This window comes from Bacillus sp. D48C (genome assembly GCF_053345735.1).
Map to the genome: position 1 here is coordinate 241,553 of NZ_JBKFAQ010000004.1, position 13,473 is coordinate 255,025.

Annotated in this window: 16 protein-coding genes and 5 pseudogenes; 2 read left to right on the top strand and 19 right to left on the bottom strand. The window is 32.3% G+C overall.

The window, feature by feature from the left end:
- Nucleotides 1-190: 190 nt before the first annotated feature.
- The 13 genes and pseudogenes from cdiI to ACLBXA_RS13185 all read right to left on the bottom strand — a co-directional run bounded on the left by cdiI (nucleotide 191) and on the right by ACLBXA_RS13185 (nucleotide 7,605).
- Nucleotides 191-571, bottom strand: coding sequence for a ribonuclease toxin immunity protein CdiI (cdiI, locus tag ACLBXA_RS13125; RefSeq protein WP_098578397.1), 381 nt, complete (start codon nucleotides 569-571; stop codon nucleotides 191-193).
- 27 nt (nucleotides 572-598) lie between these two features.
- Nucleotides 599-949 (bottom strand): CdiA family toxin C-terminal domain-containing protein, encoded by a 351-nt coding sequence (locus ACLBXA_RS13130; RefSeq protein ID WP_001999206.1) that lies wholly within the window; start codon nucleotides 947-949, stop codon nucleotides 599-601.
- A 224-nt stretch (nucleotides 950-1,173) separates the two neighbouring features.
- Nucleotides 1,174-1,619, bottom strand: a pseudogene (locus ACLBXA_RS13135) (SMI1/KNR4 family protein).
- A gap of 18 nt (nucleotides 1,620-1,637) precedes the next feature.
- Nucleotides 1,638-2,090 (bottom strand): YrhA family protein, encoded by a 453-nt coding sequence (locus tag ACLBXA_RS13140; protein WP_447617242.1) that lies wholly within the window; start codon nucleotides 2,088-2,090, stop codon nucleotides 1,638-1,640.
- Nucleotides 2,069-2,194, bottom strand: coding sequence for a hypothetical protein (locus tag ACLBXA_RS13145; RefSeq protein ID WP_447617243.1), 126 nt, complete (start codon nucleotides 2,192-2,194; stop codon nucleotides 2,069-2,071). Before ACLBXA_RS13145 ends, ACLBXA_RS13140 begins: the two co-directional genes overlap by 22 nt.
- 36 nt (nucleotides 2,195-2,230) lie before the next feature.
- Complete coding sequence (locus ACLBXA_RS13150) at nucleotides 2,231-2,803, bottom strand: imm11 family protein (RefSeq protein ID WP_000707085.1); 573 nt, start codon at nucleotides 2,801-2,803, stop codon at nucleotides 2,231-2,233.
- Nucleotides 2,804-2,837: 34 nt separating this feature from the next.
- Nucleotides 2,838-4,463 carry an AHH domain-containing protein gene (locus ACLBXA_RS13155; protein WP_447617244.1) on the bottom strand — a complete coding sequence of 542 codons (1,626 nt, stop codon included), beginning with the start codon at nucleotides 4,461-4,463 and terminating at the stop codon, nucleotides 2,838-2,840.
- Entirely contained in the window at nucleotides 4,460-4,822 is a 363-nt protein-coding gene (locus tag ACLBXA_RS13160) for a DUF3958 family protein (protein ID WP_000076127.1), read from the bottom strand. Before ACLBXA_RS13160 ends, ACLBXA_RS13155 begins: the two co-directional genes overlap by 4 nt.
- A 40-nt stretch (nucleotides 4,823-4,862) precedes the next feature.
- Nucleotides 4,863-5,138: a TIGR04197 family type VII secretion effector gene (locus ACLBXA_RS13165; protein ID WP_000529661.1), complete on the bottom strand. Its 276-nt coding sequence runs from the start codon at nucleotides 5,136-5,138 to the stop codon at nucleotides 4,863-4,865.
- A gap of 162 nt (nucleotides 5,139-5,300) precedes the next feature.
- Nucleotides 5,301-5,597, bottom strand: a complete 297-nt coding sequence (locus ACLBXA_RS13170) for a WXG100 family type VII secretion target (RefSeq protein WP_086413382.1) — start codon at nucleotides 5,595-5,597, stop codon at nucleotides 5,301-5,303.
- Nucleotides 5,598-5,708: 111 nt separating this feature from the next.
- Nucleotides 5,709-5,810 (bottom strand): annotated as a pseudogene (locus tag ACLBXA_RS13175) (ornithine cyclodeaminase); the annotation flags it as partial.
- Between the two features lie 26 nt (nucleotides 5,811-5,836).
- Nucleotides 5,837-7,198 (bottom strand): annotated as a pseudogene (locus tag ACLBXA_RS13180) (IS3 family transposase).
- 77 nt (nucleotides 7,199-7,275) lie between these two features.
- Nucleotides 7,276-7,605, bottom strand: coding sequence for a hypothetical protein (locus ACLBXA_RS13185; protein ID WP_000566275.1), 330 nt, complete (start codon nucleotides 7,603-7,605; stop codon nucleotides 7,276-7,278).
- Nucleotides 7,606-7,744: 139 nt separating this feature from the next.
- Between ACLBXA_RS13185 and ACLBXA_RS13190 the strand changes: the two are divergent.
- Both ACLBXA_RS13190 and ACLBXA_RS13195 read left to right on the top strand, forming a co-directional pair.
- A pseudogene (locus ACLBXA_RS13190) lies at nucleotides 7,745-7,861 on the top strand (transposase); the annotation flags it as partial.
- 479 nt (nucleotides 7,862-8,340) lie between these two features.
- Complete coding sequence (locus tag ACLBXA_RS13195) at nucleotides 8,341-8,490, top strand: hypothetical protein (RefSeq protein WP_000473828.1); 150 nt, start codon at nucleotides 8,341-8,343, stop codon at nucleotides 8,488-8,490.
- A gap of 39 nt (nucleotides 8,491-8,529) precedes the next feature.
- Here the strand turns inward: ACLBXA_RS13195 and ACLBXA_RS13200 are convergent.
- From ACLBXA_RS13200 to ACLBXA_RS13225, 6 genes and pseudogenes are all read right to left on the bottom strand, one after another.
- A pseudogene (locus ACLBXA_RS13200) lies at nucleotides 8,530-8,863 on the bottom strand (DDE-type integrase/transposase/recombinase); the annotation flags it as partial.
- 81 nt (nucleotides 8,864-8,944) lie between these two features.
- A complete protein-coding gene (locus ACLBXA_RS13205; protein WP_001005923.1) occupies nucleotides 8,945-9,178 on the bottom strand; it encodes a hypothetical protein in 234 nt (77 codons plus the stop codon).
- Nucleotides 9,179-9,458: 280 nt separating this feature from the next.
- Nucleotides 9,459-9,938, bottom strand: coding sequence for a DinB family protein (locus ACLBXA_RS13210; RefSeq protein ID WP_001033111.1), 480 nt, complete (start codon nucleotides 9,936-9,938; stop codon nucleotides 9,459-9,461).
- A gap of 27 nt (nucleotides 9,939-9,965) precedes the next feature.
- Entirely contained in the window at nucleotides 9,966-11,198 is a 1,233-nt protein-coding gene (locus tag ACLBXA_RS13215) for an MFS transporter (protein WP_000937089.1), read from the bottom strand.
- Nucleotides 11,199-11,209: 11 nt separating this feature from the next.
- Nucleotides 11,210-12,325 (bottom strand): HesA/MoeB/ThiF family protein, encoded by a 1,116-nt coding sequence (locus ACLBXA_RS13220; protein WP_000802789.1) that lies wholly within the window; start codon nucleotides 12,323-12,325, stop codon nucleotides 11,210-11,212.
- Between the two features lie 292 nt (nucleotides 12,326-12,617).
- Nucleotides 12,618-13,418, bottom strand: coding sequence for an isocitrate lyase/PEP mutase family protein (locus tag ACLBXA_RS13225; RefSeq protein ID WP_000394562.1), 801 nt, complete (start codon nucleotides 13,416-13,418; stop codon nucleotides 12,618-12,620).
- Nucleotides 13,419-13,473 lie beyond the last annotated feature (55 nt).

Here is a 13,473-nt window from a genome sequence, read left to right on the forward strand (position 1 = left end):
AGTTTTTTTCATTTCCCCTTTAATACATAATGAGTAAAATATGAATCGGTTAATTTTACTAAACATATTATGAGATTTTGTCGCGAATTTTCAAACATCAAATCTTTCTATTGAATATTAGCATATAATCAATTCTAATCATGAAACATTCTACCTTTTATAATGATTTTGGATAAGTTATAAATAGTCTCTACCTATTAATATTGTATAATTCAATAAATTTGTTAAGACTATCTTCTAATCTCTTAATTGTGTTTGGATACTTTTTTGAATAATCCTCACACATTTTTTTAAAATAATGATAAAATGTTTGATAATCAATTATTACCTCATCACCACTGTATAATACAAATTCTACCCCTTCAAATGAATCTCCATTGGCAATATCATACTCATCCAAATCTCCTGGAAAAGTACATGCGCCATATTCCTCTCCAAATCCTACTCCTTCACAAACTGAATTGATTACCTTTAAAAATCTTTCATCATCTACCATATTAAACACTGCTTGTATAGGAAAATGGGTTAAATCTAGTAAATCCTCATCTTTTAATCTAAATTCTCTTTGCATACATATCTCTCCTCGTATATCTTTAATTTATTCTGGAAAAAAAGAAGAGATTTCTCCACCTTTATGGTATCCTCTCCAAGTTATTTCTTTACCGTCAACACCCGCCCCTTCTCTCGAAAGAACTCCATCACTGGTTTTTAATTTAGCGTCATTAGCTGCTTCAATTCCACGGTTAATAAATTCCTTATCACTTATAATTTTAGGATCATAAATGTTGTTTGTGAATACTTTATTTCCATACTCTCCTGTAGGGGTGCCATCCATATTTAACTTAGGCATATTGTATTCTACTGTTTTTACACCTAGAATTTTTGAAGGTGATTCACTGACTATTTTTAATATTGTTTTTAAAGAACTCTTCACTGTTGTGTGCTCCATCAATACCTCTCCCTCTCCTTCTTGGAACAGAGGGATCTATATTTTTAATATGATTTTCTAATTTAGGAGTCGCTTTAAACTTTCAAGTGATTTAATGGTGAATGTTTTTGATACTTTTTACCTATTATGGACATTAAAAAAGCTTATGCAGGTTATACATAAGCTTTTTTACTCATGATTAGATATTTTTCAAATGCTACACCTTAATGCAAGTCTTAAAAAGATTAAATATAATAGTCAGGATTTTCATCCATTTTAATTAAAAATTCTTCTAAAGAATCCGCTATTTTCTCATCTTCAGAGTAAGTAGGACATTGACCTAATTCATTTTCCTCTTTAAATTTAATTGTTAAAAAGTTAAGTTCTGTTACTTCAAAAAACACTAATGAATCATCATCTAGGTTTGGATTATATTCATAAATATCTTGCCTTAAACGGAAATCTGCAACTGAAATCGGGTCCATAAATCTGTTGAAAAACGTTCTTGTATCAGACTTAAAAAACCACAACCTATTTCTTGATAAAAGCGTTTCAGTTCTTTTGGAAGTTCCATTTGTAATAAGCTTTCTGCCTCATCTATCTCATCTTGATATATAGGATAGAAAATAGGTTTTTGTTTAGAACGGACACTTCTGTCTGCTACAACATATTCTTTTAAAAAATTAAACATAATTTTTAATACCCCCTATTAAAGAAGGGTTATTTTTAACGCTTCCTCAAGCATTGTATTAAAATCATTATATGTGTTCATTACCGTACCAGATGGTTTATCAAGTTCTAAATAAGTACCGTCTGATAAGCTCTTACAAAACCACGCAATATTTGAATCGCCAAAGAAAAGATACTCTTTTTGAAATTCATTTTCATACCAAATCTCATTGGTTTCTATAAGCCCGCAAATTGATTCGTCCCTTTCTGTATCTAACAAATAAGAGTCAACTCCATAAAGTACTAGCCCGTTAAAATCTAATCCATTTACAGTTTTAAGAAACTCCTCATATTCACTCGGTAGGTCAACATTATAACTCTCTTTCATGCGTTCTCTTAATTTCTGAACTTCACTATCTGTTGCTGGTGTATTCAGTTTATCATTAAAACTTTTCTCTATTTTTTCAATTTCTAAAACCACATTTTTCCACATATAAATTTCACCATTGCTTCAGCTTGAATCAGTTCAAAAATTTCTTTTTCATTTCCCTCATAATTGTTTAACATTCTTAGAATTTTTAAATCCTTTACATCCATGTCACTAACTCCTATCAATTATTTTAGGACTTTCTTTTACATGTTTGCTTCTGAATCCCATACCTCGATAAATTCAAAACCTTTTAAATCACTTTCTAACACTGTATTTCTAAATTCATCTGATACAAAAACGGAAGGAATATGTAATATTTCATTTAAGTAAACTTTAAATATTGTTTGGTTCTTAACCATATTAGGTAAGAATGCGTATTTTTTGAAATCTATTACTAAGCCAGAACGTAGTTTCTTTAGTATAGCTTTCTCATAGTTAATAGCATCTAGTGCATTTAAAACGTTAATTATATAATACACTTCTCCCGTCACATCATGAATTAGGGGAAGAAATTCTACATTATCACCAAGTATAGACTCTAAAAATTTTTTAGCTTTCCCACTAACCATTGGCGTACCAACTTCTCCCCAAAAATGAGGCAAATCACTTTGATTTCCTTCTTCTACACATTTAATACGTATTTCTCCCCATGAATCAGATGCTTTTACTGCCGAGTCAATTTTCCCTTCAAAATACTTTTTAGAATCTTCTTCTAAGTTCAATAGTTGAAAGGATTCATAGTCATCAAATGAACTCTTTAATTCCCAAATTTTCATTTTTACTCTCCTTTGTTATTTTTCTATTATAAGATTACTCTTTCTTCGGTTTATTTAATTTTAATTCACCATTCAATAAACGTTCTCTTATATCATGTAAGGCGTCAACAGCATCTTCTTGAGTACCGCCCCGTTTCTTAACAAGACTTAATACTCTCTCTACTTCAAGTATATACTCTGAACTATGCTTTCCTATGTGTAAGACTTCAGTAGTCACGTATTTATTAACTTTATAAGGTAAAAATACTCCATTAGCCGCCGAATCATGGTCTATCCCAAATTCCTTTAATAATTTTTGTGCCTTTTCTGCCCTACTATCATTCCAAGGTGTTAGATGATGTGCTGCATTAGAATATGGGGGTGGTTCAATCCCTGTATCCTTAAGTTCTTCACGTAATATTTTAGATGCTGTATACGAATCAGGATACTCATTTTTCACTTCAACTCTATCAAGAACTTTATCCGCATAATCTTTTATTACTTCTTGTACACCTTTAACTCTACTTCTTCCACCAGTTTCAGAAAACATAAATGTATCACGGGCTTCTTGTAAAACTTCAAATGTTTTTATCTGATTGCTACCAAAGCCACTAGTACCTGCGAATGCAAATCGTTCTTTCAATGGTAAATGATTCGAAACAGACGAAATACCTTCTGAGAATTTTGTTAGATTTGCAGTAGTTGCTACCTTCGATACTTTACTTAATCCTTTATCACCAATAAGTCCTAATCCAACTTGTGTTAAAGCATAACTTCCCCATTTAGCACGACTTTCAGCATCTCCATTTATTACATCATTAATAAATGAATCTGACAATGCATTATACATCGTACTAAGGGTATCAATAGGGTGCAAAGCAGCGTTCCCCATGTTTTCCCACGTTTCCCAATCTCCTAAAGCTTTTATTCCGTCTATTGTATCGCTAACTGCTTGTCCCGTACCATCTACAATACCGTCCCATATTTTTTCACCAGTAGATTTTTCTGGTAGCTTACCACACATTTCACCTTCTTCAATTGAATTGGCAGCTTGTCGTGCCCTCTCTTCTGTAATCGCTTGAATTGAAGTTGTCCATTCCATATTCAACCCTTGCATACTAAATGTACCACTTGCAGGACTAAACCCTTTCCCACTTTGGACTTCCGCAAGACCTGCAGCAATACTCGCTGCTAATTGAATTGCTGTACTATAATTATTACTAGAGGTCTGATTGAATTGATACAAATGATCCAGCTTTTCTTGCAGTTTTTTCCTCATAACAATAAAAAGATTTACCATGGCATCCATACCCGGCATTGGCATAGCTTGATTGACAGCTTCCATACTTGTTTTCATTCGGTCAATTTCCCGAATTTGTTCTAATATCTCGTGTTCAATTACATCTGCCTGAGCTACCTGTGATTGAAAGTCACTTGGAAAAGCATCATTTTGACGGATTAATTCTTCACACAAATAAATGATTCCTTGTGCCAAAGGTCGAAAGGTTTGTACAAAAAATGCTTTTGCACTACTATATGTTTGCCCTTGTAAAACAGTATCAACTGCAAAAGCGTCAATCGACTGAATGGCTTGTTCCATACCTTGAATAGTAGCGGTACATACAGCATTCATGCTTTGAGTTTGGCTTCGTACCTCTCCCAAATACATATTTAAACTCATGCATTGACCTCCCTTGTTAATTGTTGTTGTTGATAGGAAAGGGCGTTTTCTAAATCATTAAGGTCTCGTCTTTCTTTAAGCAACGTTTCTTTTTTGTTTTCCAATTCAAATGTGACTTTTCGTTCAATATGTTGTGCATCTTGATACGTATTCATAAAAAACTGGGACATTTCTCTATCACCATGCCAAGTTCCTAAAATTCGATCAAACAAACGACGATTTCGACTTCTACATTCATAAAAATCTGCTTCCGCTTGTTCTTGAGCTTGAATCGCAGATTGATTTCGGTCTTGTTCTTCAAATACACTTCGTAACTTTTGATTTACTTGATTAATTTGTTTTTCAATATCTTGACTCATCTTTTTCCTCCTACTATTTTACTTTACGTAGGTTGTCACATTAGCGAAAAGTATTGTGAAGTTCGTTATCCATTCTCTCAAATTCATTAGATACCGAATGAATATTATCAACCGCTTGTTGAAAGGCAGCGGAAAATTGTTTCGTCAAGTCTAACATTTGTTGATTCGCTTCTTGTGCTTTGAAGTTAACAGATAATGTTGTACGCGTCGCCTTTGTTATAGAACGAGTTGTTACACTTTGAATCCTATCAGAGGCTGATTCCATTTTCGTAGCAATTTGCGTTGCTGTTTGTAAATTACTTTGAAATTGTCCCATTCTTTCAAACCCTTTCTATAAGTTTTCCAAACGCATCAAAGAAATCTCATAAAATATATATCCCTATCAATATCACTCGCTCTAGGCATGCAATCAAATGAGCCATACAATATAAGCTGTATGGCTCATTTGAAATGCTTGTTATATAGATTATGACAATTTTTATTTCAAACCGAAATTACGTGATAATTCTTCATCATGAGAAGCAACAGCTTCTGCAGTTTTATTCAGCTGCATATTAATTTCTTGTAATAGCTGTGCAAAGTTTTGTACTTTTGGCTTTAATTCATTGAACTGTTGATCAAAACCTTCGAAAGCACGACCTTCCCATTCTCCTCTTAATTCATTTTGCAAGTTTTGTAGTTGACTTAAAATGTCCTCAATTTGATTTGCACCTTGTCCATATTGAGCCGCTTTTGATTTAAGCTCCTCTGGTGACATACGAATTTGTCCAGCCATTTTCATTTCCCCTTTAATACATAATAAGCAAAATATATTTTGGTTAATTTTACTAAATAGATTATAATGTATTATTTTGAACTTTTAAACACTTTATCTTTCTATTGAATATTAGAATATTAATATTCTACTTTTTCTTGCTTTACAAGATTTTATGCAAAAAAGACCACCAAAAGGCAGTCCCTCAAAACTCAATCCCATCCCTGAACTGACCCCATAAAGTTAGACAGGTCGTTTCATTAGGCAGCCTTTAGGGCATGAGTTCGATATTGTACCGGACTCATGCCTTTTAGTTTTGCCTTAATTCTTTTGTGATTATAATAATCGATATATTTTTCAAATTCTTGTTTAAAGTGTTCTATGCTTTCAAAATCTTTTAGATAAAGAAATTCAGTTTTCATAATACCAAAGAAACTTTCAATAACCGCATTATCGTAACAGTTCCCTTTACGAGACATACTTTGCGTAATCTTGCGTTCCTTTAGGGCGTGACGATACTTCTTCATTTGATAATGCCAGCCTTGATCAGAGTGAATAAGGAGTTCGTCTTCTTCTGTCAATTGTTGAAAAGACTTCTCCAACATCTTCGATACAAGTGAATAGGTTGGTCTTGAATCAATTGTATAAGCGATTATCTCTCCATTAAATAGATCTAACATCGGTGATAAGTAGAGCTTCTCGCCACATAATTTAAATTCTGTTATGTCTGTAACCCATTTTTCGTTCGGCTTTTCAGCTTTAAAATTACGTTCTAAAATATTTGGCGCAATCTTACCTACTTGTCCTTTATACGAGCGATATTTTTTCATACGAACTAGACTCTTTAAACCTAACTCTTTCATAATTCGTTGAACTTTTTTATGGTTGATTTTGTGTCCTTCGTTCATTAACTCATCGCGAATACGGCGATATCCATAACGACCTTGGTGTTCATCGTAAATGTTTTGAATTAAGGATCTTTAGCTCTTTATCTTTATCTGGTCGATTAGAATTCTGTATCCAGTAATAATATGTACTTCGTGGGAGTTCTGCTAATTTTAAAAGTGCCTGCACCGGAAATGCTTTCCTTAGTTCATAGATTACTTGCGCCTTATCTTGTTTGGTGATTTTTCCTTGTTTTGAACTAAGGCATTCAACTTTTTTAAATAAGCATTCTCCATACGCAAACGCTCCAATTCAGCTTGTAATGTTTCTACTGACTCTTCTGTTTGTGTTTGTTTCTTAATTGATTTTTGATTGTCCTTAGTCATAGATTGACGCCCCTTTTTCTTCGATTTAAGGGCGTCTACTCCTTTTTGATGTAGCTGAATACGCCATTTTCTAATAAGTCCAGGTGAAGAAATATTAAAAATGACTGCCGTTTCGTTTGGAGACGTCCCATTTTCGAACATATAATTTAGTACGTCTAGTTTATACTGTGCAGAATACGTTGTATAGCCTTTTTCAAAGGCCAGGATTCCATGATATTCAAATTGTTTTATCCACATGCGAACCACTTCGTGATTCGCTCCCAATGATTTCGCAATATCTTTTATACTCTCACTTCCATCTTGATAATGTATTACTGCATTCATTTTGTCTTCTGAAGTAAATTTAGTCATAAAAAAACTACACCTCCAATTGTTAGACTGTGTCTAACAATTGGGGTGCAGTTTTTTTATTGTTTCTTGCAAGTAAATTATTTATATTCCTGTCTATATAATTTAAACGAATAAATAGCTCCAATAAAAAATACAAAAGCTTCAAATAATATAAAGATTTGACGGAAATTCTCAATATCTTTACCAACTAAAGAAATAAATATAGCATTCATTAGAATTTGAGTAGTAAACATACGAGAAGTAATTTTTAAATAAATAGCATTTGTGCTTTCATCTGGTTTACCAATTTTTTTGTAAATAATAATAAGTGCAATTACTGAACCCAAAAATAGAAGTGCTGTAATTCCTACAACGATATTGAAATTGCCTGTACTTTCTAACATCCATTTATTTAATAGATCAATCATTATTATCTTCCTTTCCTACATAAGAGAATATTTCGTCCTTCTTTTTCACTATAATAAAAAAAGAAAAAGGAAAACATCGAACTTTCTTACAAACATTCGTGTATTCTTACAGTTTTGTCATTTTGTAAATGTATTCATCGCCTTGCCTTTCACTATTTTCTTTAGAAAACATAGTGAATTACGAGAAAGAGCGCTACAAGATCAACTTCCAAGGAGTAGTGCACTAAAACTCTTAATTAATGCAATTAGTTTGTTTTAAAGTAGTAAGTGGACAATACTTCTTAGTTGTAGAAAGTATCGAGATCCCTGTGCCAATTCCAGCGTTTGCTGCAGCTCTATTAATTGGTTTAGGAATAATCCTGCTTTGTTCTTAATTTAAGGAACTCCAAACAGCCCTACCTTTCAATTGATAAACCCTCAAGTGTATGAATGCTTGGAGGTTTCTTATAAAAAAAAGACGCCATAAGGCGCCCCCACAATTGGGTAGATAAGACTTTAGTTTTCCAATCTAAAGAAGTTTTGTATCAGCTCTTTGAGAGTATATCATAATATTCGGTTCATTTATTATGTATTTTTACATACCTATAAAAATCCCTCTATTTTCCACTTAATAAAATGAATTACCAATATTAATAAGATTCAAATAAACTTTTCTACAAATTCAAAACATTTACAAAATAAGAAAAGTGATATATTTAAGGTGCAAGTTATAAAAAATATTAAGGGGGATTTATTATGTTCAAGAAATTAGTAGTTGGAGCATTAGCAACTGGTATTAGCTTAATTGTTAGTGCATTTGGAACACCGTTTAATAATAGGATGCAGGTGTTAGCCATGTTACATAGTAAATTCGTTGAAGATTCGGTTCTGGTGCAAAAATGTTAGTTGAAAACATAGAATAGCAATTTTCTCTTCATTTCTATCTTATGAAGCTAAGCCAAACCATTTAGGAATAAATTCTTTCTGATTTTGGACAGACTTGTCCGGTAAAACAAGTTGCCCGTTTTTTATCATATGCATAGATTCGACACCACTCAATATAGAGATTGCTGTTTTAAATGACTTGAATCTCTACAGGATAGGCAGGGTTCTTATCTACTGTTATCACACGAGGTTTAGAAACATGCGAAAAAGCCAAGGCTTTCTTGAAAAAGCGCTTGACTGCTGGTTTATCTCTTGATTTACTTAGATAAAAATCAATTGTATTACCCTCTGAATCAACTGCACAATATAACTATATCCATTGACCTTTTACTTTTCTTTCAACTTAGGTCTTATATCTTTCTGTAACGTTTGTGAGGGATTTAAGTGTCAATTCTTTGTACGATAAATTTCAATGTTAAAATCCGCTTTTTTCTTTTTTCTTTTCTTCAGACCCTCTTATTGATTCTTCTAAACACTTCAATAATACGTCTTCACTTTTGCATCGAATAGCTTCATAAATTTTAGGTCCAATGTTCTCAGGCAATTGCCTAACTGCAACATAGAATCCACTAAACAACATTTCTAATTCACTTGCTGTAAACTCATACTTCTTTAACTCGCCTTCCGATTTGCGTACAGATTCATTCACCAGAGCATTCTGTGTTATATCTAACAAACATATTAAATAATCGTATAAACTTGCATTTTCTTATATATATTCAATAACTTGCAAACGTTCATTAGGAAATCTTCTCAACGCTTCCATTTTTATCTGTCTATAACTCGGAGTGTGCTCATGAATATCTGTTAAAAACTCTTCAGTGCTCATAACTCTTCCCCCTACATACTCATGTTATATATTTTAACATGTATAACTCGTCAGAAATAGAAACATTTATTTAGAATGCTAACGGATAACCATTTTTAATTTAATCCCATAGATGAGGTCTTTTTAAACCTAAAGCCCTCATATCTCTTAATAATTGCCCTGTATGTACGGCTTCATGATACGCCATTCTCATTAACATATCTCCAAGGTTTCTAGTATATCCTACATCTGAGCGATCTATTTTTATATTTTCAAGATCTTCCTCATTTAATCCCATTATAAAATCTAAGAAATTTTTTCGATAAGGTTTTGCAAAATCAACCTCATCTTGAATGGTTGTAAAATCGCGTGTATTGAAAGGATTTGGTTCATCATCGCTATAGGGCAAACTTTTTCTAGTCTTTAAAATTTCAAGATATAAATATTCAGCTTCTAAAACATGCCGTACTTGTTCTAATATAGTCATTGAAGATGAATCAGCCCTATGAAATAAAACCTCACTGGGAATAGAACTCCATAAATTTAAACTTCTCCGGCGTACTTCATTAGAATTCATAATTATTAGTTCAATTTTGTTCATAAAATAACTCCCTTTACACTTAACTAATTACAATGCTGTATCATTTTGAATCTTATCTAATCTTTTTCTATCAAATAAACCAAGACTTACACCTACGATTGATGATACTATCGCGAAAGCACCTGCAACTAAGAAGATTGACAAAACATTTATTGACTCAGCCAAAAAGCCAGCTATCATAGCACTAAAAGGTAAAGCTAAAAATGCTACCATTCTAGTAGAACTGATAACTCTTCCGAGCAACTTGCTAGGTACAGTCTCTTGTCGCAATGTAAACCAATTAATAGCTAATAAAGTAACTGATCCTTTAATAAAAATTTGACAGAATACTAAAATTACTAAGCTGAATTGAGAGAAGTACAGGAGCATCTGGGCAAGTCCTATAACAATCCCTGAATAAATAATAACATTTCCTCTTGGAATATGTTTAAATTTACTTGCAAAATAAACAGCCAAAATTGGTCCAATTGCCTGTAATGAAAAAATTAATCCAATATTTATAGGACTCAAGCCTAGATAATCTTTCAAGTAATACATAAAAAGAGATTCTACAGCTCCAAATCCTATATTAATACCAAAAATAACTAGAGAACCAACTAAGATAATTTTCGTTCCAAAGACATATCTTAGTCCTTCAACAATAGGTTTTACTAATTCAGGGCGTTTCTTCTCTTCTTCAGCAAAATCTCTAAATTTTAAAAATAAAAATATTGTTCCTGATAAAAAGAAGGCCACACTTGTTATTAATAAAACATTCGAATTCCCAAAAAGCGCTATTGCAATCCCCGCTACGGCAGGTCCCAAGAATGTGATAATCGTTTCGCTTAGTCTAAAGAATGAGTTACCTTGAATAAGATCCTCTTTAGATAAGATTTCAGGAACTGCAGATTCAAAACTAGGATGATGAAAAGCTGCTAAAGCAGATAAGGTAAAAGCGGCAATATATATAACTATTATGCTGTTATAACCACTTAAAAAAAGTATAGGAACTACGAGTACAAAAAGCGCTGAAGCATAGTCTCCTATTATCATTATCTTCTTTTTAGACATTTGGTCTGCTAATGCCCCACCTATTAAACTAAAAATAACTTGGGCTCCAAGCTCTAATGCTAGTACGAAGGCCATTTTACTTGGAGAATGGGTTAAATCATAAACAATTAATGGAATTGCTATAGTGAAGAACCACATTCCTAATTTACTTATTGTCATCCCAGAAAAAAGTATTACATAATTCTTATTTAAAAAAACTTTAGGTAGCATATCAAATCACTTCACTTCACTTTTAACTTCACTTCACTTTTAACTACTTGACCACAGAGAGGACAATCTAACATTTTTTCCCACGAAGAAACAGTATTAGTTTCTAGGGTTAAAAAGTCCACTTCCATAACTTTCCCTAAAGAAATAGGTTGTGCAATCTGCGTTAAAATTTTTAATGCTTCATTAACAATTGTTCCAGCTACAATAGCTACGTTTGGACTTATAGCAGCATTGTTTCTAGTAAACTCCATGTTATTCATAGCTTCTAATTGCTCGTCTTGTTTATCGTTTAATTGTCTTGCATAATTAATGTGACATTGTACACAACCTGTCTTAGAAGGAATCATAGAAAAGAATCTACCACGAGTATTTAATACTCCACCATAAACCATTGGCAGATTACATTTAACCACACCTTCGTTTACCCAGTTTGCAATATGTAATGTTGGCTTATCTGCAACACATATCACAAGCTCAGTTCCTTCAATATGTTCAATCACATCTTGAGGTGACTCTATTTTCTTATTTATAATTTGAAGATCCACATTAGGGTTGAATTGGGATATTCGCTTTTTAGCCATTTCAACCTTACTATTCCCTATATCTGATTCCGAATAAAGCAACTGTCTATTAAAATTACTTAATTCAATATTATCAAAGTCCAGAGCTTTTATATTATGAAATCCTAATGCTGCCAAATGATACAGTACTTGTGTTCCAAGTCCTCCTACACCAAGAAGTGCAATAGGCGTTTCTAAAATCTTTTCTTGAATTTTATATTTATCTTCTCCGAATTTCGTGAATAGTGAAAAATAATTTATATTCGCTTTATATCTTTCTAAGGTGTAATCATTGAGTTCTGGTACAATTGAATTATCTTCTAAATAACCTTCATTTCCTAAAACTTTTATAGCCTCAATAATTTCATTTGAACTAATATCAGGAAATTCTTTTTGTACTTCTTGAACGATGTTTGGAATGTTTCTCTGGCCATCTAATTTATTTATTAGAAATGAGATGCTACCAGTAGGGTCTGGAATTATACCTGCTAAACCTTCTTCTTCACCAATTTGAATTTCTTTATTTAGGAAAAAATAAGGGATAGTTTCTTTAAATTTTGGTTTCATTTTATAACATCTCCTTAATTAATTGATTAATTAAAAAATTAAGAAGAACCGGAAATCCGGTTCTTCTTAATGACTTAACCTGGTACATTAGTAAGTGCATTAGCAGCAACTACTTTTTTAGAAGCTTTTTTTACTTTAACGATCATATGTAATCACCTCCTACATTTGATAAATCTAGCATAACACACAAAAAAGAGAAATTACATAATAGTCTGATAGTTTCAGGTTGAGAAACTTTTTTTTGAAAATTATAGAAATAACTATTTTTAGTAGTTTATTCACCTGTAAAAAATCAATCCATAAGCAAGTTTAAGTCTTGATAGGTTAAGTTTCCATTTGAATGTAATAATTTCCCCTGTTTAAAGGTGCTGCTTATCTTATCAAGGTTTGTTAGAATATTCCTAAAAGCTGAAGATCCAAGACTCACTCTCTCAATTTTTAGTGTCTTTATGTTTTGCATGGAATTTAAGTTTTCACTTTGAAGCAAATTTATAGGTAACTCTATATTTTCTCTAAGTACTTTTATTGTCTCAATATCCTTAACTCCAGGAATAAAAATACAATCTGCTCCGGATTTTTTATATTCTTCTGCACGAACGATTACATCCTTAATACGATCTTTTAAATCGCCAATATCTAGCCAAAAACTATCAATTCTTGCATTTATGAAAAGATGAGGCGAATAAGCTTTAATAAAGTCTAAAATGACCTTTTGCTCATTAATTTCTCTTAAATACGTACCTCTCCCATCCTCTATATTTATACCTACCACTTCAAATTTTTCTAACTCATTTAATATTTTTCGTAAATCAAAAATATTAGCGGCATATCCTCCTTCAATATCAGCTGAAACAGGAAGTTTGGTATTTTTCGAGATATTACTAATGGAATTTAACATTAACTCTAAAGGAATCTTCTCGCCATCTGGATAACCTAAGGTTGCTGCGATACCAGCACTAGTAGTCCCAATCGCTTGAAAATCGTTTCTCTCAAAAATCTTAGCACTTGATGCATCCCATGCATTTGGAAGCATTAATGGATTGTTTTGATCATGTAACGTTCGAAATAACTTAATTTTCTCTTTAAATTCCAATTTAAACACCCTTTAGTAAATTATTTTTTTAGTTTTACACTTGACTTTTTTTGCA